Genomic DNA, 21323 nt, shown 5'->3' with positions numbered 1-21323 from the left:
TCCATGTACACATCCGTCCCGCTGCTATCTGCCAGCCGGCAGAACCTTCGGCTTCTGACCCTTATTCGCATCGTGGTGCTGGCTGCACAGTCCGGCGCCGTGGGCGTGGCTTACGCGACGCAGATGCTGACGCTGCCTTGGCTGGCGCTGGGCATCACGCTGGCCGTGTCGGCGGTGCTCTGTCTAGGTACGGCACTGCGTTTGCGCGGCCCGTGGCCCGTCACCGAGCTGGAATACGCCGTGCATCTGGGCTGCGACCTGATGATCCACAGCGCGCTGCTGTACTACTCCGGCGGCTCGACCAATCCGTTCGTGTCCTACTACCTGGTGCCGCTGACCATCGCTGCAGCAACCCTGCCGTGGCTTTATTCCATCGTGCTTTCCGGCCTGGCGCTGCTGGGTTACACGCTGATGCTGGTCTGGTACGACCCGCTCACCCTGCCACCCTTCGAGCGGGCGACGCTGCAGGTTTACGGCATGTGGCTGAGTTTCGCGCTGGCGGCCGCGCTGATCACTTTCTTCGTCGCGCGCATGGCCGAACAGCTGCGCCGACAGGAACAGCAGCAGGCCCAGCGCCGCGAGGAGAGCATGCGTGACCAGCAACTGCTCGCCGTGGCCACCCAGGCCGCTGGCGCCGCTCATGAACTGGGCACGCCGCTGGCAACCATGAGCGTGCTGCTCAAGGAGTTGCGCCAGGAATACAAGGACCCGCAGCTGAGCGAGGATCTCGGCCTGCTGCAGTCGCAGGTCCAGCTCTGCAAGGAGAGCCTGCGTCAGCTGGTCCGCGCCGCCGAGGCGGACAGGCGCCAGGCGGTCGTCGAGCAGACCGCACGCGAATGGGTCGACTCGGTCCTGCAGCGCTGGCACCTAATGCGTCCAGAGGCAACATTCCGCTTCCAGTGCGTCGGCCTTGGCAGTGCGCCGAAGCTGATGCCGCCGGCGGACCTCAGCCAGTCGCTGCTCAACCTGTTGAACAACGCCACCGATGCCAGTCCCGAGGATCTGGAAATACGCCTGGACTGGGATCCGCAGTGGATCAAGCTGACCATCCGTGACCACGGCGCCGGTGTTCCGCTGGCCATCGCCGAGCAGATCGGCAGACCCTTCATCACGACCAAGGGCAAGGGTTTCGGCCTTGGTCTGTTTCTCAGTCAGGCCAGCGTCACGCGCGCTGGCGGCACGGTGAAGCTCTACAATCACGAAGAAGGTGGCACACTGACCGAACTGCGCCTACCGCATGGTTCGGTACGCGCCTGATCCTGATCGTGACCAATGCGAGGAATGCACAGATGACCGACGAGTTGCAGCAAGAGGGTGAAGAACAACCTCACCTGCTGTTGGTGGATGACGATCCGACGTTCACCCGGGTAATGGCGCGCGCCATGAGTCGCCGGGGCCTGCAGGTCAGCATTGCTGGTTCTGCCGAGGAGGGCCTGGCCCTGGCCAAGCAGGATATTCCTGACTACGCAGTGCTCGACCTTAAGATGGAAGGCGATTCGGGCCTGGTGCTGCTGCCCAAGTTGCTCGAGCTGGACCCCGAGATGCGGGTGTTGATCCTGACCGGTTACTCGAGCATCGCCACAGCGGTGGAAGCGATCAAGCGCGGCGCCTGCAATTACCTGTGCAAGCCTGCCGATGCCGACGACGTGTTGGCGGCATTGTTGTCGCAGCATGCCGATCTCGACAGCCTGGTGCCGGAAAATCCCATGTCGGTCGATCGCCTGCAGTGGGAGCATATCCAGCGGGTGCTCAGTGAGCACGACGGCAATATCTCCGCTACCGCCCGTGCCCTAGGCATGCATCGACGGACCTTGCAGCGCAAGCTACAGAAACGTCCGGTGCGACGCTAACCGGCGTCATCGTCTCGCGGGGGCGGCGTTGTCATCACACGACGCCCGAGCCCTCGCGTAACGCATGCTTTATGCTTGCGAGCTTTGTAGTTGCAGGCGTCTTCCATGCTCCCCCTCGTACTGCAAACCCTGAGCGTCACTGCGCCGGTGTTTGCCATGTTGTTTCTCGGTGTCGCGCTCAAGCGCCTCGGCTGGATCGACGCTGCGTTCGTGTATACGGCTTCGGCGCTGGTGTTCAGGGGCACCATGCCGACGCTGCTGTTCATCTCCATCATCAAGGCCGATCTGACAGCGGCGCTGCAGCCGGCACTGCTGCTCTATTTCGTGCTCGCCACAATTGCGACATTCATCGTGGCCTGGGTCTGGGCCTTGTGGCGTTGCCCGGCACCCGATCGCGGCGTGTACGTGCAGGGCGCTTTTCGTGGCAACAACGGCATCGTCGGTCTGGCGCTGGCCAGCAGCCTCTACGGTGACTACGGCCTGTCGGTTGGCGGTGTGCTCGCCGGGGTGGTGATTCTGGTCTACAACAGCCTCTCGGCGATGGTGCTCGCCATCTACAGCCCGGATGGGCAGGTCGGCCCGAAGGAAATTTTGCTCAGCATCCTGCGTAATCCGCTGATCATTGGTGTGGTCGCGGCCGTGCCCTTTGCCTATTGGCAGATTGACTTGCCGGGCTGGCTGATGACCTCGGGCCAGTACTTTGCGCAGATGACCTTGCCACTGGCGCTCATCTGCATCGGCGCCACGCTGTCATTGGATGCGTTGCGCAAGAGCAGCGGCAGTGCGCTCAGTTCGAGCCTGATGAAGATGGTCTGGCTGCCGGCACTCGCGACCCTGGGTGCTTGGGCCTACGGCTTTCGCGATGCGGAGCTGGGTATCCTGTTTCTCTACTTTGCCAGCCCAACGGCGGCAGCGAGTTTCGTCATGGCGCGCGCGGTCAATTCCAATCATCAGCTGGCCGCGACCATCATTGTCATCACGACGCTGATGGCAGCGCTGAGCATCAACGCCGGGCTGTTTCTGCTGGGCTGGCTGGGCTGGATCTAGTCGAGACCTTGGCTGCGATTCGCCGCGCCGTTCGTCGCCAATGCGGCTCTCAGCTTAAGAATCGCGGCGCGATGGTCGTAATCGGTCATCAGGCCTCAGAAAAAAAAGTGCGTTTGCGTCAAATTGCCCTGGACGTTCAACGGCTTGCCTGGCGAGGCGGCCGCTCCGTGTTCTAGGGAATCTCTCATGGCATTTTTCACACCTTCGAGCCGCTCGCTGACGCGTGACGACATACGCGTGGTGAACCCGCGGCGCCTTGCGGTTCCGGGTTTTGCGCTGTTGCTGGTGCTGAGTCTGGGAAGCTTTGCCGGCGGTGTCTGGCTTGGCAGCGATCTGCGCACGCCGAACCTGGCCACGCATCAGGGTGATGTACCCGTCGAGGATGAGGACCGCTTTGCCATCGCCCGCGTCGGCGAGGTGGTCGGCCGGTTGAAAACTCTCGAATCCGATCTGCTCGCCCTGCAGCAGATGATGGATCAACAGCGTGTTTTGCATGGCCAGCTGTCGGCGTTGGACCCGACGCTGCTGCCCGTGCTGGTGCCGGCACGCGCGGACGGCGCAGGGCAGGGCGGCGCGCTGTTGCCGCCTCGGGGTTGTTCGGGGGAGCTGCTGGTCGATGCCGAGCGGCTGAGCCTTGCCGACCTGCAGCACAGCGAGACCTCTGCGCGCTGCATGCGGGTGATGCTGGACGGGCTGATGCAACAAGTGGCCGAGCGCAACGCGGCGCTCATGGCGATTCCGTCACGGCGACCGGTAGGCGAGGCACGGCTGGGCTCGGCTTTCGGCAATCGCGTCGACCCCTTCCGCAAGAAACTGGCGTTCCATTCCGGGGTGGACTTCGCGTTGCGCAGCGGCTCCGACGTGGTCGCTGCGGCGGGAGGCCGGGTGCGCTTCGCCGGCTACCGAGGTGCCTACGGCAAACTGGTGGAGATCGACCATGGCAATCGCCTGGTCACGCGCTATGCCCACCTGTCGCGACTGGATGTTCGCCAGGGTGAGGTCGTCACGCCGGCACAGCGTATCGGTGCGGTGGGTTCGACAGGCCGATCCACTGGTCCTCATCTGCATTTCGAGGTGCTGCACAAGGGGCGCTTCGTCGACCCGCAGCGGTTCCTGGCCCTGGGTGATCTGGAGCGTGACAGCGATGGCCTGGCTGAGGACTAAACGCCCTTCCACGCGCGAGTTGCTACGCGCCGAGCACCGACTGCAAGCCGCGCGCAGCGCGCGCAGCGGACGTTGGCTGATCTTTGGACTGCTCTGTGTGATCGGCGCGCTGCTGTACCTGCGCAACCACGAGCAGGTGGCTCATGCACGGCAGGTTGAGGCGCTGACGCAGGACAGCCAGGCACTCAGGGCCGCGCTTGGGCAGAGCCGGTTGAAGCGCCAGGAAATCCAGGCCACCGAAGAGCAATTGCTAAGGCGTATAGCCACTCTCTCAGCGCAGGTCGAGCGGCTGCAGACCGATCTGGCGTTCTTCCGTCAGCAGAAGAAGGCCCGTTAACTTTTTTGGAGTAGATGATGTTCAACAAGAAGAAGCCGGTACCCCGCGTCACCATCGATCAATTTTCCAGCCTGATCTCCGACAACCTGTCCCTGATCGGGGATGTGACCTTCGAGGAAGGATTGAAGGTTAGCGGTGAAGTGCGCGGCGATGTCTGCCACAAGCCGGGCACACACAGCCTGCTGGCCCTGAGCGCCGAGGGAAGAATTGAGGGCAACGTGAGCAGTTACGATGCGTTGATCGACGGCACCATCGTCGGCGATCTGGTGGTCGAGCATCTGCTCGAACTACATTCCAACGCGCGCGTGCGCGGGAACATCCGCTATCGCCAGTTGAGCATGGAGAACGGCGCGGTGGTCGACGGGACCCTCAACCGCATGGGTGACGAAGAGGAGAGTGCCCAGGTGTTCGAGTTGCCGCGGCCTCAGGTGCGTGAGGGCTGAGTGAAGGCGGGCCAGCCAGGCCCGCCGGTGGTTTGTCCTGTTGTCAGCGCTGGGTTTTCCAGGCGCGGCCGGCGATGACCAGCAGCGTGATCGCGGTCAGCGGCAGTGCATAGCCCAGCATGGCGTCGCCAAAGGTTTCCGCGAACGGGCGGCCGGTACTGGTCAGCACCAGGTACAGGGTGTAAGCCACGTAATAGGCGACGAACAGGGCGCCTTCCCAGCGCTTGATGCAGTAGCCGGCGAAGAAGATCGGCAGGCAGGCTACCGCTACCGCGATCATCACCGGGAAATCAAAGGCTAGCGCGTTCGAAGACACGCCGATCGCCTGCGGCGACACCAGCGAGGCCAGGCCGAGTACGCAGAGCAGATTGAAGATGTTGCTGCCAACGATGTTGCCGACGGCGATATCGCGCTCGCCGCGAAAGGCCGCCATGATCGAGGTGGCCAGTTCTGGCAGTGAGGTGCCGATGGCGATCACGGTCAGGCCAATGACCAACTCCGATAGGCCGAGCGCCCGGGCCAGGGCCACGGCGCCCTCGACGAGGAAATTGGAGCCCACCACCAGCAACACCAGGCCTGCGATCACCAGGCCAGCGTTGATCAGCCCAGCATGCGGCTTGGCCGGCTCATCCAGCCCGAACTCCTTGGCAAACTCGTCGTCGACTTCCGCAGCTTTTTCGCGGCGACTGCTTATGATCAGGAACAGCGTGTAGACCACTACCGCGGTGAACAGCAGTGCACCGTCGATACGGCTGAGTTCTCCGTCCCACGCCAGGCCGAAGGTCACCAGGCTGGCGCCGATCATGATCGGCACGTCCAGACGGATCAGTTGACGCGATACCACCAGTGGTGCGACCAGTGCGGTCATGCCGAGAATCAGCAGTACGTTGGCGATGTTGCTGCCCACGACGTTACCGATCGCGATGTCACCGCTGCCATTGAGTGCGGCCTGCACGCTGACGGCCGTCTCCGGCGCGCTGGTGCCGAAGGCGACCACGGTGAGGCCAATGACCAGTGGGGAGATGCCGAACTGGGCGGCGAGTTTGGCTGCACCTCGCACCAGGACCTCCGCGCCGGCAACGAGCAGCACCAGGCCGGCTATGAGGTAGACAAAGGTCATCAGGGTCACGATGGGGCGCTCCGCAAAAAATCCAGAAAGTGGGTGTTTCAGTGCTGGTGTTGCCAGGCGCGCAGGAAGATCACCAAAAGCGTGACGGCCGTCAAGGGGAACGCGAACCAGAGCATCGCGTCGCGCAGCAGCTCGATGGCACCCAGGCCGGTGGCGAACATCACCAGATACAGGGTGTAGGCCAGGTAATAGGCGAAAAACATCAGACCTTCCCAGCGCCGGATGCAATACCCGGAAAAGAAAATCGGCAGGCAGGCGACGAACACGGCCAGCATTACCGGGAAGTCGAAGGACTGCGCATTGGGGGAAATGGACAGGCCTTCCGCGGCCACCGCGGCGCCGGCTCCGAGTACCAGCAGCAGGTTGAAGATGCAGCTGCCCACCACATTGCCGACAGCAATGTCGCGCTCCCCCTTGATGACCGCCAGCACCGAGGTCGCCAGCTCCGGCATCGAGGTGCCGACCGCAACCACCGTCAGGCCGATGACCAGCTCGGAAAGACCGAGCGCGCGCGCAAGGCCAACGGCACCTTCGATCAGCAGATTCGAGCCTCCCACCAGCAGCCCCAGGCCGAGCAGGATCAGCAGCAGCTGGAGCACCCAGGCATAAGGCTTGTCGCCAGCGTCCGGGCCGAACTCGGTGTCGAATTCGTCGACGCCTGGTCCCGGCTTGTCCCGCTTGCTGGCGAGGACCAGAAACAGTGTGTAACCAATCAGGGCAACGAGCAGCAGGATACCGTCCAGTCGGCTGATGCTGCCGTTCCAGGCCAGTCCATAGCAGAGCAGGCCGGCGCCGATCATCACTGGCACATCGAGGCGGATCAGTTGCCGGGATACCACCAGCGGTGCGATCAGTGCGGAAATGCCGAGAATCAGCAGGATGTTCGCGATGTTGCTGCCGATCACGTTGCCTACTGCGATGTCACCGCTGCCATTCAGCGACGCCTGCACACTGACGGCTGTTTCCGGGGCGCTGGTGCCGAAGGCCACCACCGTCAATCCGATGATCAGGGGCGGAATGCCGAAGCGGCTGGCCAGTTTGGCCGCGCCGCGTACCAGCGCTTCGGCACCGACGACGAGCAGTACCAGGCCGCTGATGAGGTAGCCAAAGGTAATCAGCGACATGCGGGCGCTCCCTTGGCTGGGGTAGCGCAGTCTGTGCTTTGTGACATCACTGCAGGTGCCTGTTCCTTCATGGGAGGGTTTCGATACGCACGCGGATCACGCCGGTCTTGAGCATGTCCAGTTGTGCCGCCGCGGCGCGGGAAAGGTCGATGATGCGGCCGCGGCGAAATGGTCCGCGGTCGTTGATACGTACCACCACCTGCTTGCCGTTCTGCTCGTTGGTGACCCGCACCCGCGTGCCGAAAGGCAGGCTGCGATGGGCCGCCACCAGCGCGTTCTGATCGTGGGTTTCGCCGTTGGCGGTGCGTTGGCCGTGATGCATCCGCGCGTAATAAGAGGCCTTGCCGCTCTGGCTGAAGCGCTCTTGCGTGGTCGGTGGTGCCTTGGCGGGTTGGGCCGGCTGGCGATCTGCGCAGCCGCTGACCAGCAAGACCAGCAACAATAGGGCGGTGAAGCGTGTCAGGCGCATGAACAATCCTTCCGTTGGGTCGATCGCTGAGTCGGCGATGGCCCGCGGCAGGTGTCGTGACGTTGTGGCGATGCCGGGAGCGGTGATGCAGCGATGTCCGCGGTTGCAGCAGGGGCAACCGCGGAGGGCCATCGCTCAGCTTAGCCTTCGAGTTTTTTCTTCAGTAGTTGGTTCACCTGGCCAGGGTTGGCCTTGCCCTTGGAAGCCTTCATCGCCTGGCCGACGAAGAAGCCGAACATCTTGCCGCGCTTGGCTTCGTCGCTGGAGCGGTACTGTTCGACCTGCTCGGCATTCGCTGCCAGCACTTCGTCCAGCATCGACTCGATGGCGCCGGAATCAGTGACCTGCTTGAGGCCCTTCTTCTCGATGATCTCGTCAGCCGAACCTTCGCCGGCGGCCATGGACTCGAAGACCATCTTGGCGATCTTGCCACTGATGGTGTCGTCCTTGATGCGAAGGATCATGCCGCCCAGCTGCTCGGCGCTAACCGGTGACTGCGCGATCTCCAGGGCTTCCTTGTTGAGCAAGCTGGACAGCTCGCCCATCACCCAGTTGGCCGCCAGCTTGGCATCGCTGCAGGTGGCATTGACCTGTTCGAAGTAGTCGGCCAGTTCACGGCTGGCCGCCAGCACGTCGGCGTCATAGGCCGACAGGCCGAACTCGCGCTCGAAGCGTTCGCGTTTCTGTACCGGCAACTCGGGCAGGCTGGCGCGCACTTCGTCGAGGAAGCTCTGCTCGATCACTACGGGCAGCAGGTCGGGGCAGGGGAAGTAGCGGTAGTCGTTGGCTTCTTCCTTGCTGCGCATCGAGCGCGTCTCGTCCTTGTTCGGGTCGTACAGGCGGGTTTCCTGCACCACCTTGCCGCCGTCCTCGATCAGCTCGATCTGCCGCTGCACCTCGTGGTTGATCGCCTTCTCGATGAAGCGGAAGGAGTTGACGTTCTTGATCTCGGCGCGGGTGCCGAACTCGGCCTGGCCTTTCGGCCGCACCGAGACGTTGCAGTCGCAGCGCAGCGAACCTTCGGCCATGTTGCCGTCGCAGATGCCGAGGTAGCGCACCAGGGCGTGGATCGCCTTGACGTAGGCGACCGCTTCCTTGGCCGATCGGATGTCCGGCTCGGAGACGATCTCCAGCAGCGGTGTGCCGGCGCGGTTCAGGTCGATCCCGCTCATGCCGTGGAAGTCTTCGTGCAGGCTCTTGCCAGCGTCTTCTTCCAGGTGCGCGCGGGTGATGCCGATGCGCCGCGTGCTGCCATCTTCCAGGGTGATGTCCAGATAGCCCTTGCCGACGATGGGATGGTCCATCTGGCTGGTCTGGTAGCCCTTGGGCAGGTCGGGGTAGAAGTAGTTCTTGCGCGCGAAGACGTTCTTCGGCGCAATCTCGGCATCGATCGCCAGGCCGAACTTGCAGGCCATGCGCACGGCTTCGGCATTGAGCACCGGCAGTGTGCCGGGCATGCCGAGGTCGACCAGGCTGGCCTGGGTGTTGGGCTCGGCGCCGAAGGTGGTGGCGCTGCCGGAAAAGATCTTCGACTGGGTCGCGAGCTGTGCGTGGATCTCAAGCCCGATCACGGTTTCCCATTGCATCTTCAATCTCCTCAGAATCCGGCCGGGGCGCGCATGTGCCAATCGGTGACTTGTTGATACTGGTGCGCCACATTGAGCAGGCGCGCTTCCTGGAAGTACGGCGCCAGCAGTTGCACACCCACCGGCAGGCCATCAATGAAGCCGGCCGGCATCGACAGGCCGGGAATGCCCGCCAGGTTGGCGGTGATGGTGTAGATGTCTTCCAGATAGGCCGAAACCGGATCGGCGTTCTTCTCGCCCAGCTTCCAGGCCAGGTTCGGCGTGGTCGGGCCGAGGATCACGTCGACCTGCTCGAAGGCAGCGACGAAGTCCTGCTTGATCAGGCGGCGGATTTTCTGCGCCTTGAGGTAGTAAGCATCGTAGTAACCGGCGGACAGCGCGTAGGTGCCGACCATGATGCGCCGCTTGACCTCGTCACCGAAGCCTTCGGCGCGCGAGCGCTTGTAGAGGTCGGTGAGGTCGACCGGGTTTTCGCAGCGATAGCCGAAGCGTACGCCATCGAAACGCGAGAGGTTGGAAGAGGCCTCGGCTGGCGCGATCACGTAGTAGGAAGGAATCGCATGCTGCATGTTCGGCAGGCTGATTTCCTTGACCGTGGCGCCGAGCTTCTTCAGTTCCTCGACGGATGCCATGACGGCGTCAGCGATCTTCGGATCGAGGCCGGCGCCGAAGTACTCCTTCGGCAGGCCGATGCGCAGACCGGCGAGCGGCTGGCTCAGCGCGGCGAGGTAATCGTCCAGCGGCTGGTCGACGCTGGTGGAGTCCTTGGCGTCGAAACCGGCCATTGCCGACAGCAGCAGCGCGCAGTCTTCGGCCGTGCGTGCCATCGGGCCGCCCTGATCGAGACTCGATGCGTAGGCGACCATGCCCCAGCGCGATACCCGGCCGTAGGTCGGCTTGAGGCCGGTGAGGTTGGTCAGCGCAGCCGGCTGGCGGATCGAACCGCCGGTGTCGGTGCCGGTCGCGGCAGGCAACAGTCGTGCGGCGATGGCCGCGGCGGAACCGCCGGAGGAGCCGCCGGGTACCCGGGTCAGGTCCCAGGGGTTCTTCACCGCGCCGTAATAGCTCGACTCGTTGGCAGAGCCCATGGCGAATTCGTCCATGTTCAGCTTGCCGAGGGTAACCGTGCCGGCAGCTGCGAGCCGTTCCACCACGGTGGCATCGTAGGGCGCATTGAAGTTGTCGAGAATCTTCGAGCCGCAGCTGGTGCGGATGCCCTGGGTGCAGAACAGGTCCTTGTGGCCGATCGGTGCGCCGAGCAGGGCGCCGTTCTCGCCGGCGGCGCGACGCGCGTCGGCGGCCTTGGCCTGTGCGATGGCAAGCTCGTCGGTCACGCTGATAAACGCGTTGAGCTGCGGGCCGAGCTGCTCGATGCGGGCCAGCAGGGTGCGCGTCAGTTCCTCGGCGGAGAAATGCTTCTCGGCGAGGTTGCGGGCGATCTCGGCAAGCGTCAGGTTGTGCATGTCGGAATCCTTCATCATCACTCGATCACTCGCGGAACCAGATAGAGGCCTTCTTCCACGGCGGGTGCGATGGCCTGGTAGGCATCACGCTGGTTGCTCTCGGTGACTGCATCGGCACGCAGGCGCTGTGTGGTTTCCAGCGGGTGGGCCAGCGGCTCGATACCAGTGGTGTCGACCGCCTGCATGCGGTCGATCAGGCCGAGGATATTGTTGAGGGTCTCGGTGGTGCGGGGCAGGTCGGCTTCAGACAGGCCCAGGCGGGCCAGATGAGCGATCTTCTCCACCTCGGTGCGTTCAAGCGCCATCGGGTATCTCCAGCGGAAAGCGAATCGGGACTGCACCTTCCGTCGACTGGACGGGGTGCATGGCAGCACGGGACGAGCCGCGGCAATGGGCTTTCTGGCCCGGAAAAGCCGTCAATCTTACATGCCCGAGGCGGTTATCGGTAGCGTGGACGCGGTGCGCGGCCTTAGGATGAGTGGCGACCACCGTCATGCGACCTGGCACGCAATGCCTCATTTCTGGCGCCACGCGGGCGGACTCTCGCCTTGCCCTAACTTCGCACCATTGTTAGAGTTTGCGGCACTTTTTTCCCCACGCGTTTGCCCCAGGGCCCTTTTCCCATGTTCAAGAAACTGCGTGGCATGTTTTCCAGTGATCTGTCGATCGACCTGGGCACTGCCAATACCCTTATTTATGTGCGCGATCGCGGCATTGTTCTCGACGAACCCTCTGTAGTCGCCATTCGTAGCCACGGCAACCAGAAGAGCGTTGTCGCCGTCGGCACCGAGGCCAAGCGCATGCTGGGCCGTACCCCGGGCAACATCAACGCGATCCGTCCGATGAAGGACGGTGTGATCGCCGACTTCAGCGTCTGCGAGAAGATGCTGCAGTACTTCATCAACAAGGTGCACGAGAACAGCTTCCTGCAGCCCAGCCCGCGCGTGCTGATCTGCGTGCCCTGCAAGTCGACCCAGGTCGAGCGTCGTGCCATTCGTGAGTCCGCACTCGGCGCCGGTGCTCGCGAAGTGTTCCTGATCGAGGAACCGATGGCCGCTGCGATCGGTGCCGGTCTGCCGGTGGACGAGGCCCGCGGCTCCATGGTCGTGGACATCGGTGGAGGTACCACCGAGATCGCGCTGATCTCCCTCAACGGCGTGGTCTACGCCGAATCCGTGCGAGTCGGCGGTGATCGTTTCGACGAATCCATCGTGACCTACGTGCGTCGCAACTACGGCAGCCTGATCGGCGAATCCACTGCCGAGCGCATCAAGCAGGAAATCGGTACCGCCTTCCCGGGCGGCGAGGTCCGCGAAGTGGACGTCCGTGGCCGCAACCTGGCCGAAGGCGTGCCGCGCAGCTTCACCCTGAATTCCAACGAAGTGCTCGAAGCCCTGCAGGAATCGCTGGCAACCATCGTTCAAGCGGTCAAGAGCGCGCTGGAGCAATCTCCGCCGGAGCTGGCCTCCGACATCGCCGAGCGCGGCCTGGTGTTGACAGGCGGCGGCGCGCTGCTGCGTGATCTGGACAAGCTGCTCGCCCAGGAAACCGGTCTGCCGGTGATCGTCGCCGAGGAGCCGCTGACCTGTGTCGCCCGTGGCGGTGGTCGCGCGCTGGAGATGATGGATCGTCACGCCATGGACCTGCTGTCCACGGAGTGAGCCTGCGCCGCTTTGCTCATGACAAGCCGAAAGATCCGGTCGCACCGGCTTTCGGCTTGTCGCGTTTAGTCTCAAGCTTTTACTCGTGAGGTAGTTGCAATCAAGCCGCTATTTGCCAAGGGACCTTTGCTCGGTGTGCGCCTGCTGGTGTTCGTCGTGCTTTGTGTCGTGCTGATGGTGGTGGATGCACGCTTCGACGCGCTGAAGACGGTACGCAGCCAGATGGGGCTGGTACTGACGCCGTTCTACTGGGTCGCCGACATGCCGGTGCGGATCTGGAGAGGTGCGACCGAGCAGATCGCCAGCAGCAGCAGCCTGATGGCCGAGAACGAGAAGCTCAAGGCCGAGGCGCTGCTGATGCAGCGGCGCCTGCAGAAGCTGGCGATGCTCACCGAGCAGAACGTGCGCCTGCGCGAGTTGCTCAACTCGGCGGCGCTGGTGGATGACAAGGTCATCGTCGCCGAACTGATCGGACTGGACCCAAACCCGTTCACCCATCGCATCCTGATCGACAAGGGCGAGAAGGACGGCGTCTTCATGGGGCAGCCGGTGCTCGATGCCAGCGGCCTGATGGGGCAGGTCGTCGAGGTGCTGCCGTATGCCGCGCGCGTGCTGCTGCTGACCGATGTCACCCATAGCATTCCGGTGCAGGTCAACCGCAACGGACTGCGTGCGATCGCCGTGGGCACCGGCAATCCGGACTATCTCGAGCTGCGCCATGTGGCCGAAACGGCTGATGTCAAAGCAGGAGATTTGCTGGTCAGTTCCGGGCTCGGTCAGCGATTCCCTAGCGGCTATCCGGTGGCGCAGGTGACCGAGGTGGTGCACGGCTCCGGCCAGCCGTTCGCCATCGTACGTGCGGTGCCGACCGCCATGCTCAATCGCAGCCGCTATCTGATGCTGGTCTTCAGCGATTCGCGGACGCCGGAAGAGCGGGCCGCCGACGCTGCCGAGGCCCAGGCCGATGCCGATCAGAAAGCCGCTGCCGAAGGCGCGGAGGCAGCCGCACCTGCACCCGCTGCTGAGGCGGGGGCTGAAACGAGCGATTCCGAGCAGGCGCCCGCCGCTTCGTCGTCGACAACGGTATCGGAGGAGGCGCAATGATCAGCGGGCGGCCGAATAATGGATGGGTCATCTGGTTCAGCCTGACGATCGCGCTGCTGCTCAGCGTCGCGCCCATGCCTGGCAGCGCGGAGATCGCACGGCCGCTATGGCTGGGGTTGGTCATCGCCTTCTGGTCGTTGGTTCTGCCGCATCGCGGTGGGCTGGGCGCCGCGTTCTGTTTTGGGCTCGCGCAGGACGTGCTGGCCGGCACGCTGTTCGGCCAGAGCGCCTTGCCGCTGATCCTGATCGCTTTTCTGGTGCTGAGCCTGCAACAACGCCTGCGCATGTTTCCGCTGTGGCAACAGAGCATGGTGCTGCTGGTTGTGCTCGGCCTCGCCCAGTTGGTGCAGCTCTGGCTGAACACGCTGACCGGTAATAGGCCGCCGACGCTGCTGTTCCTCGTGCCTGTGCCGGTCAGCGCGTTGCTCTGGCCTTGGGTTTATGTCGCGTTGCAGGGGCTGCGTCAGCGATTTGCGGTGTATTGACCAACGCCCGGTCAATTTCCTCCGTCGTACGCTGCGCTGAAAAAATCTGATCTTTTGTGTGGGTTTGTGCCGCCGGGCACGGCTTACGCCTTGCTGCTCCAAAGCAATTCTGAAATCATGCTGCCGCTATGGCGTTCCGCCATTACTGGTTTCTGCTTCAGAAGACGATAAGCACAACAGCACGGGCGATGAGTATGGAAGCTGGCAGTTCGATTTTTTCCAGGCCGCAAGGCTCTCGTGGCGCCCGTGCGGTGCTGGCTGCCGGCGCGGTAGGGTCGCTGCTGATGACGCTGGTCATGAGCACTGGATACTCTCAGGCCGATAGCGCCCCGCAGGCCCCTCAGTTGGCCAAGCTGTCGGCCCCAGATACGCTCTCCACCGTTGCCGCTCCCTCTGAGTCCGCTGCCGATTCGCCTCGCGCCGAGCAGCTGGCCGGCAAGATTGCAGAGCTCGACGCCATTCTCCTTGAAAAGCAGAAGCTTGAAGATGCGCTGCGGGCCGAGAAGAGCGAGCTCGCTGCCGTGCAATTGCAGCTGGCCAACAGCAAGAAGCTGATTCGCCTGGAGGTCGACGACTTCCTCGGTCAGAGCGCCGAGCGCAAGCGTCTCGATGAGCTGCTGGACGAGCACAAACGTAGTGCCGAAGCCGAGAAAGCCATTGGCGAACGCGTCGAAGCTCTGGAGAAGGATCTCGGCAGCCAGCACCTGAAGTTCTCGCTTGCCGCGCGTGACGTCGATCGTCTCAAGACCCAGCTGGCGGCCGAGGTTCGCGAGCGCAACAGCAAGAAGATTCAGGCCATTGCCCGCAAGCTGGACAAGACCATTCGCTTCGAGCAGTCGGTTTCGTTCCGCTGTTCCGCCAGCAAGAGCCTCGCGGCCTGCCTGGCCGAGCACCGCAACGATGGTCAGATGTCGCAATGGGTGCTGGAAAACTACCAGCGTGTGCTGGCCGAGGATATCCGCGAGCAGGTTGCCGATGTCGACCTGGATACCGCCTGGTACCGCTACCGCACACGTACCGATTTCGCCCAGGCAAGCATGAGCCTGGACGGCACCGTCAACGCGCAGATGAACGTCGAGGCGACCATCACGGCGAAGAAGATGATGCCGTGCGCGATCCTCGATGTGCCCTACGAGCAATGCGACAGCAAGACCCACTCGCTGATCGTGCGTAGCAACAAGTACGACGATCGGGTCCGCATCAACGACCAGGAGCATGGCGCGACGCCGGTTTCGCTGGTGCTCGACAGCGGTGTCTATGACATTCAGGTCACCTCCGGTGGCATTACCCAGAAGCGCACGCTGTCGCTCAAGGGTGATCAGGTGGTCAACTTCAAGTTCTGATCCATGCCCGGCGTAGTCCTTACGCCGGTCCTCTGCGCCTTCCTCGACGTACCCCGGATATGCGACGCTGTCGCTTTACCGTCTGAGGAACTGCCATGGGCGCTCTGTTTCTTGCCTCGGCATCACCCCGCCGCCGCGAATTGCTCGCGCAGATCGGCGTGCCGTTTTCTCTCGTCAGCGTGTCCGTCGATGAAGCGCCCTCGCCAACCGAGTCGCCCGAGGCGTATGTCGAGCGCGTTGCGCGCGACAAGGCGCTCGCCGGGCTCGTCAGTCTGGGGGATCGCGACGGCTGCGTGCTGGGTGCCGATACCAGCGTGGTGCTCGATCAGCATATTCTCGGCAAGCCTGCCGACCGTGCCGACGGGCTCGCCATGCTGGCGGCGTTATCCGGGCGTACGCACCGGGTCATGACCGCCGTCGCGCTGGCCAGTCGAAGTGCCTGCGAGGTGCGTGTGGTCATCAGCGAGGTGACCTTCCGTACCATCGACGAAGCCGAAGCCGAACGCTATTGGGATAGCGGAGAGCCGGCGGACAAGGCGGGCGGTTACGCCATCCAGGGCTGGGGCGCGGTGTTCGTCAGCCAGTTGCACGGCAGCTATTCGGCGGTGGTTGGCCTGCCGTTATGTGAAACGGCGCAGCTGATCGACGCCTTCGGACTTCCACGTTGGACCAAAGGCTCAAGCTAGAGCCTGTGGCTTCGGCGCGCAGGCCGGTTAGAATCGACTCAACCACCAGCTAGCGCTGCACATCAAGCCACCGCCGAGAACAACAATGAGCGAAGAAATCCTGATGAACATCACCCCCATGGAGTCGCGGGTGGCGGTGGTGGAGAACGGTGTCCTGCAGGAGGTGCATGTCGAGCGAACCCAGCGCCGCGGCATCGTCGGCAACATCTACAAAGGCAAGGTGGTGCGCGTCCTGCCGGGTATGCAGGCGGCGTTCGTCGACATAGGGCTGGATCGGGCCGCGTTCATCCATGCTTCCGAGATTTCCGCCCGCGAGGGTAATGCGGTCGAGCCGATCAACGCCCTGGTTCACGAAGGCCAGAGTCTGGTGGTGCAGGTCACCAAGGACCCCATTGGCACCAAGGGCGCGCGCCTGACCACGCAGCTGTCGATCCCATCGCGCTACCTGGTGTACATGCCGCGCACCAGCCATGTCGGCATTTCCCTGCGTATCGAAGATGAAGCCGAGCGCGAGCGGCTCAAGCAGGTCGTTGCCGAATGCGTTGAGGCAGAGGGCATCCAGGAAGCCGGCGGCTTCATCCTGCGTACCGCGGCTGAAGGGGCCGGCAGCGACGAGATACTCATGGATATCCGCTATCTGCGCCGTCTGTGGGAGCAGATCGCCAGTCAGATCAAGACCGTCGAAGCGCCCACGGTGATCTACGAAGACCTCTCTCTGGCCATGCGAACCCTGCGTGATCTGGTCAATCCGCGGATCGAGAAGATCCGTATCGATTCGCGGGAGAATTTCCAGAAGGTCACCCAGTTCGTCGGCGAGCTGATGCCCGAGCTGGGCGACCGCCTCGAACACTATCCGGGCGAGCGGCCGATCTTCGATCTCTATGGCGTCGAGGACGAGATCCAGAAGGCGCTGGAGCGCAAGGTCATGCTCAAGTCCGGCGGTTACCTGATAATCGATCCGGCCGAGGCGATGACCACCATCGACGTCAACACCGGTGCATTCGTCGGTCATCGCACGCTGGAAGAAACCATTTTCAAGACCAATCTCGAGTCGGCCACTGCCATTGCCCGCCAGCTCAGGCTGCGCAATCTGGGCGGCATCATCATCATCGACTTCATCGACATGGAGGACGAGGAGCATCGTCGCCAGGTCCTGCGCACGCTGGAGAAGCAGCTCGAGCGCGATCACGCCAAGACCAACATCATCGGCATCACCGAACTCGGCCTGGTGCAGATGACCCGCAAGCGCACCCGCGAAAGCCTCGAACAGGTGCTGTGCGAACCCTGCATGTGCTGTCAGGGGCGCGGCAAGCTGAAGACGCCGGAGACCGTCTGCTACGAGATATTCCGCGAAATCCTGCGTGAGGCGCGGGCCTACCAGGCGGAAGGCTACCGGGTGCTGGCCAATCAGAAGGTGATCGATCGTCTGCTCGACGAGGAGTCGGGCAATGTCGCCGACCTGGAGGCCTTTATCGGTCGCTCGATCAAGTTCCAGGTGGAAAGCATGTACTCCCAGGAACAGTACGACGTGGTGTTGCTCTGAACAATGGTAGACCGGGCCGCAAGGGCCAGGATGACCGGAGCGCATCCAGATGAACCGCCTCGCTGCCTTCCTCGTGACACTGTCGCGCCAGCTGTTCTGGGTAATCGCGTTCGGGCTGATTCTGGCCGCGCTCTACGTGAGCCTGGGGCGGCAGCTGGTGCCTGTAATCGCCGAGTACCGGGCCGAGGTGCAGGAGAAGGCGCAGGCGGCGCTGGGCATGCCAATCGCGCTGGGCAGGCTCGAAGGCCGCTGGGAGGGCTTCGCTCCCCGTTTGCTGGCGCATGATGTACTGCTCGGCGAGGGTGACAGCGCGATGCGCCTGGACCGTATTGCCATCGTCCCAGACTTGGCGGCCAGCCTCTGGGCGCGAGCGTGGCGGCTGAGCCGGTTGGAGTTTAGCGGCGTGCAGCTGTCTGTCGCTGAAGATGCTGAGGGCAAGTGGCGAGTGGAGGGCTTGCCGGCCCGTACCGAGCAGAAACCGCCCGAACCGCAGAAGATTCTCGAGTCGTTGCAGCGGGTGCGTGGGCTGGCGGTGCGCAACAGCCAGATCACGCTGGAGCCATTCGGAGAACCGCCGCTGACCCTGAGCTACACCGATCTGGGCCTGCTCGTCGACGGTGTGCGGCTCCGCTTGGACGGGCGCAGCATCCTTCCGGATGGCCAGCCCCTGGCCTTGAGCATTGAGGGGCGGGTGCAGCCGCAGCGCTGGCAGCACGCCGAGGCGCAGGTTTATCTCAGCCTGCCACAAAGCGACTGGGCCGCCTGGTTGCCGCGCCGACTGACTGCCGACTGGCATCTGCAGACGTTGAAGATGGGAGGTGAGCTGTGGGCAACCTGGCGCGAAAAGGCGCTGGAGCGTGCTGTTCTACGGATTAACGCGCCGCAACTGATCACGTCCTTTGCCGATCGTGAGCCTGTTCAGCTCGAGGACCTTGGGGGTGAGGCTTATATCGATCGCAACGAGCAGGGCTACCGGCTGCTGCTGGACCGGCTGGCGTTCGATCTCGAAGGCGAGCGCTGGGGCGATGCGCGAATCCAGGTTCAGCAGGATCAGACTCAGCAGCATTGGCAGCTGCAGGCTGATCGGTTGGGTATCGCGCCGATCGCCACACTCGTCCGTGCACTGGCGCCGCTACCACCGGCCGCAGCCGAGACGCTGACGGCGCTGCAGCCCAATGGAACATTGCGCAACCTGCAGCTCGACTACCGCCCCCAGATGGAGTCGCCGCAGCGGCTGCAATTCGCTGCCAATCTGGACCGTATCAGTTTCGCCGCACACAACTGGATACCTGCGGTGGGCAACGCGAGTGGCAGCATTCGCGGTGATATGGGCGGCGGAGAACTGCGCCTGGACAGCGACGACTTCAGCCTGCAACTTGCGCCGCTGTACCCCGAGCCCTGGCGCTACCGACACGCCGGCGGGCGTCTGACCTGGGCGCTGGACGAGCAGGCCTTCACGCTGGCTGCGCCCTATCTGCGTATCGACGGCGAGGAAGGCAAAATCGCCGGTGACTTCCTGATCCGCCTGGCCAGGGACCCCGCGGCAGAGGATTACATGGACCTGCGGGTTGGCTTGAGCGAAGGCGACGCGCGCTTTACCGAAAAGTACTTGCCGACACGCTCACCGGCGTTAAGCCCGGCGCTGGTCAGCTGGCTCAAGGAAGCGATTCGCAGCGGTACGGTCGAGCAAGGTTATTTCCAGTACCAGGGCGCATTGAGCAAGGGAGCTTCCGACAGCGCGCGCAGCCTGAGCCTGTACTTCAAGGTGCGCGATGCCGAGCTGGCGTTTCAGCCCGGCTGGCCCGTGCTGCAGCAGGGCCGTGGCGAGGTGCTGATCGAAGACAGCGGGGTTCGCGTCCGGCTCGCGGAAGGGAGGATTCTCGACAGTCACGTGCGTGATGCGACAGCTGACATTCCTCGCGTCGGCGCCGGCAACGTGCCGCAGTTGGCCGTGAAGGGGCAGGTCGCCAGCAGCCTGGCGGATGCCTTGAAGCTGCTTCAGGAGGCGCCGATCGGAACCGGCGAGCTCTTCGCTGGCTGGCAGGGGCAGGGTGCGCTCAGCGGCGCGCTCGATCTGCAGATCCCGCTGGGCAAGGGCACGCCGCGGGTCATCGTGGATTTCGCCAGCGACGATGCGAAACTGAAGATTCCCGAGCCGGAGCTTGCCTTCGAGCAACTCAGTGGCAGTTTCCGCTACGACACCGCGCGAGGCTTGAGTGCAGAGGCCATCCAGGCGCGTCTGTTCGGCGCTCCGGTCAAGGGCAAGGCGGTAGCGACAGGAGCGCCTGGCAAGCCTGCCTCTCGCGTGGAGGCACAGGGCGCCGTGGGGTTGAAGCGTCTGGCTGAGTGGCTCGCTATCGGGCAGTCACTGCCCGCCAGCGGTGAGTTGCCCTATCAGTTGCGACTGGATCTGGCAGGTGAGGACAGTCAGTTGCAGATCGACTCTTCGCTACAGGGGCTGCGCATCGATCTGCCAGCGCCGTTCGGCAAGCCTGCACGCGAGCGCCGTGACACCTCGTTGCGGATGTCCCTGCAAGGAGCCGAGCGTCGCTACGGTGTCCGGCACGGGTCACTCGCCGCGCTGACGTTCGCTGCGCCGCCGGGTTCTTGGGCGCAGGGCCGCGGCGAGCTGCGTCTCGGGCCTGGGGCGGCCAATCTTCCGGCCAGTGCCGGGCTTTATGTCAGGGGGCGCCTGCCGCAGCTCGACTTGAAAGCCTGGCAGGCGGTGCTCGAACAGCACGGCAAGGCGCAAGCGCAGCAGACGACCGGCTCGCTGCTGCGCCGGGCGCAGGTCGATATCGTTCGTTTCGAAGGTTTTGGCACCCGGATCGACAATCTTGGGCTGGACCTGCGGCGAATGAGGGAAGCCTGGGACCTTGGCCTTCGCAGTTCGATCATCAGCGGCTCGGTTCGCCTGCCAGATGCCGAGGGCGGCATCATCGTTGCCGATCTCCAGCGCCTGCGTCTGCCGGCTGCCGCGCAATCCGACGAGGCGGTCAAGGAGCGACCCGATCCGCTGGCTGATGTCCACCCGCAAAGCCTGCCGGCAATGGATGTCGCGATCGAACGGGTTTCCCTGGGCGACGATGTGCTCGGCGCCTGGGCGGTGAAGCTGCGCCCGGTCAGCGGCGGGACCGAGTTCCGCGATATCGCTCTCGACCTCAAGGGCCTGAAGATTACCGGGAACGGCGGCTGGGGCAGTGCGCAGACCTGGTACAAGGGCCGCCTCGAAGGTCGCAATCTCGCTGACGTATTGCTTGCGTGGGGCTTTGCGCCTTCGGTGACCAGTGACAGTTTTCGCCTGGATGTGGATGGGCAGTGGCCTGGTTCGCCGGCCTGGTTCGCCATGGCGCGCTATTCCGGCAGCATGCGACCTCGGCTGCGCAAGGGGCAGTTTGTCGAGATCGACGGCAGTGCCCAGGCGCTGCGCGTGTTCGGCGTGCTCAACTTCAATTCGATAGGGCGCCGCCTGCGGCTGGATTTCTCCGATCTGTTCAGCAAGGGGCTCAGTTACGACCGGCTGGATGGGCGGTTGCTGGCCAAGGAGGGTGTGTTCAACACCCGCGAGCCCATCACCGTCAGCGGTCCGTCGACCAACCTCGAGCTGGATGGCAGGCTGGATATGGCGCGTGACGAGATCGACGCCAAGTTGCTGGTCACCTTGCCGATCAGCAACAACCTGCCGCTGGCGGCGCTGATTGTCGGCGCACCGGCGATCGGCGGGGCGCTGTTCGTGGTGGACAAGCTGCTCGGCGACCGCGTGGCGCGTTTCGCCAGCGTACAGTACGACGTCAAGGGGCCTTGGCAGGCGCCTAAGATCAGCTTCGACAAACCATTCGAAAAGCCCAACTGATCCGCATCGGGCCGGGTCTTTCAGCATCGGGGAAAG

Annotated in this window: 19 protein-coding genes; 13 read left to right on the top strand and 6 right to left on the bottom strand. The window is 63.7% G+C overall.

Features of this window, described 5'->3' with window-relative positions:
* Positions 1 to 3 precede the first annotated feature (3 nt).
* The 6 genes from BM275_RS03385 to BM275_RS03360 all read left to right on the top strand — a co-directional run bounded on the left by BM275_RS03385 (position 4) and on the right by BM275_RS03360 (position 4841).
* On the top strand, positions 4 to 1257 hold the full coding sequence (locus tag BM275_RS03385; RefSeq protein ID WP_003302234.1) for an ATP-binding protein: 1254 nt from the start codon (positions 4 to 6) through the stop codon (positions 1255 to 1257).
* Between the two features lie 32 nt (positions 1258 to 1289).
* Positions 1290 to 1850, top strand: a complete 561-nt coding sequence (locus BM275_RS03380; protein WP_014821408.1) for a response regulator transcription factor — start codon at positions 1290 to 1292, stop codon at positions 1848 to 1850.
* Between the two features lie 105 nt (positions 1851 to 1955).
* Positions 1956 to 2897: an AEC family transporter gene (locus BM275_RS03375; RefSeq protein WP_090519278.1), complete on the top strand. Its 942-nt coding sequence runs from the start codon at positions 1956 to 1958 to the stop codon at positions 2895 to 2897.
* 186 nt (positions 2898 to 3083) lie between these two features.
* Positions 3084 to 4061: a M23 family metallopeptidase gene (locus tag BM275_RS03370; RefSeq protein ID WP_090519276.1), complete on the top strand. Its 978-nt coding sequence runs from the start codon at positions 3084 to 3086 to the stop codon at positions 4059 to 4061.
* Positions 4042 to 4398: a hypothetical protein gene (locus BM275_RS03365; protein WP_014821405.1), complete on the top strand. Its 357-nt coding sequence runs from the start codon at positions 4042 to 4044 to the stop codon at positions 4396 to 4398. Before BM275_RS03370 ends, BM275_RS03365 begins: the two co-directional genes overlap by 20 nt.
* A 17-nt stretch (positions 4399 to 4415) precedes the next feature.
* Complete coding sequence (locus BM275_RS03360; protein ID WP_023445929.1) at positions 4416 to 4841, top strand: bactofilin family protein; 426 nt, start codon at positions 4416 to 4418, stop codon at positions 4839 to 4841.
* Positions 4842 to 4884: 43 nt separating this feature from the next.
* On the opposite strand, the gene BM275_RS03355 is transcribed toward BM275_RS03360, so the two are convergent.
* The 6 genes from BM275_RS03355 to gatC form a co-directional block, all read right to left on the bottom strand.
* A complete protein-coding gene (locus BM275_RS03355) occupies positions 4885 to 5970 on the bottom strand; it encodes a calcium/sodium antiporter (protein ID WP_014821403.1) in 1086 nt (361 codons plus the stop codon).
* Positions 5971 to 6008: 38 nt separating this feature from the next.
* On the bottom strand, positions 6009 to 7094 hold the full coding sequence (locus tag BM275_RS03350; RefSeq protein ID WP_090519274.1) for a calcium/sodium antiporter: 1086 nt from the start codon (positions 7092 to 7094) through the stop codon (positions 6009 to 6011).
* A 67-nt stretch (positions 7095 to 7161) separates the two neighbouring features.
* Positions 7162 to 7563 carry a septal ring lytic transglycosylase RlpA family protein gene (locus tag BM275_RS03345; RefSeq protein ID WP_090519272.1) on the bottom strand — a complete coding sequence of 134 codons (402 nt, stop codon included), beginning with the start codon at positions 7561 to 7563 and terminating at the stop codon, positions 7162 to 7164.
* Between the two features lie 140 nt (positions 7564 to 7703).
* A complete protein-coding gene (gene gatB / locus BM275_RS03340) occupies positions 7704 to 9149 on the bottom strand; it encodes an Asp-tRNA(Asn)/Glu-tRNA(Gln) amidotransferase subunit GatB (protein ID WP_014821400.1) in 1446 nt (481 codons plus the stop codon).
* Positions 9150 to 9160: 11 nt separating this feature from the next.
* A complete protein-coding gene (gatA, locus tag BM275_RS03335; RefSeq protein WP_090519523.1) occupies positions 9161 to 10612 on the bottom strand; it encodes an Asp-tRNA(Asn)/Glu-tRNA(Gln) amidotransferase subunit GatA in 1452 nt (483 codons plus the stop codon).
* 17 nt (positions 10613 to 10629) lie between these two features.
* Entirely contained in the window at positions 10630 to 10917 is a 288-nt protein-coding gene (gatC, locus tag BM275_RS03330) for an Asp-tRNA(Asn)/Glu-tRNA(Gln) amidotransferase subunit GatC (RefSeq protein WP_014821398.1), read from the bottom strand.
* A 318-nt stretch (positions 10918 to 11235) separates the two neighbouring features.
* Between gatC and mreB the strand changes: the two genes are divergently transcribed.
* The 7 genes from mreB (at position 11236) to BM275_RS03295 (ending at position 21287) form a co-directional block, all read left to right on the top strand.
* On the top strand, positions 11236 to 12273 hold the full coding sequence (gene mreB / locus BM275_RS03325) for a rod shape-determining protein MreB (RefSeq protein ID WP_003302863.1): 1038 nt from the start codon (positions 11236 to 11238) through the stop codon (positions 12271 to 12273).
* Between the two features lie 126 nt (positions 12274 to 12399).
* Positions 12400 to 13377, top strand: a complete 978-nt coding sequence (gene mreC, locus BM275_RS03320) for a rod shape-determining protein MreC (protein WP_042922824.1) — start codon at positions 12400 to 12402, stop codon at positions 13375 to 13377.
* The gene (mreD, locus tag BM275_RS03315; protein WP_014821395.1) at positions 13374 to 13862 is read left to right on the top strand and encodes a rod shape-determining protein MreD; all 489 of its coding nucleotides are present in this window, start codon (positions 13374 to 13376) and stop codon (positions 13860 to 13862) included. Before mreC ends, mreD begins: the two co-directional genes overlap by 4 nt.
* A 194-nt stretch (positions 13863 to 14056) precedes the next feature.
* Positions 14057 to 15205 carry a PEGA domain-containing protein gene (locus BM275_RS03310; protein ID WP_090519271.1) on the top strand — a complete coding sequence of 383 codons (1149 nt, stop codon included), beginning with the start codon at positions 14057 to 14059 and terminating at the stop codon, positions 15203 to 15205.
* Between the two features lie 95 nt (positions 15206 to 15300).
* A complete protein-coding gene (locus tag BM275_RS03305; RefSeq protein ID WP_090519269.1) occupies positions 15301 to 15891 on the top strand; it encodes a Maf family protein in 591 nt (196 codons plus the stop codon).
* Between the two features lie 85 nt (positions 15892 to 15976).
* Entirely contained in the window at positions 15977 to 17434 is a 1458-nt protein-coding gene (gene rng / locus BM275_RS03300; protein ID WP_003302857.1) for a ribonuclease G, read from the top strand.
* A gap of 49 nt (positions 17435 to 17483) precedes the next feature.
* Positions 17484 to 21287, top strand: coding sequence for a YhdP family protein (locus BM275_RS03295; protein WP_090519267.1), 3804 nt, complete (start codon positions 17484 to 17486; stop codon positions 21285 to 21287).
* Positions 21288 to 21323 lie beyond the last annotated feature (36 nt).

The organism is Stutzerimonas kunmingensis (assembly GCF_900114065.1).
GTDB classification, from domain to species: Bacteria; Pseudomonadota; Gammaproteobacteria; order Pseudomonadales; family Pseudomonadaceae; genus Stutzerimonas; species Stutzerimonas kunmingensis.
The sequence above is the reverse complement of the archived record's forward strand: the minus strand, read 5'-3'. Positions and strand labels throughout refer to the sequence as shown.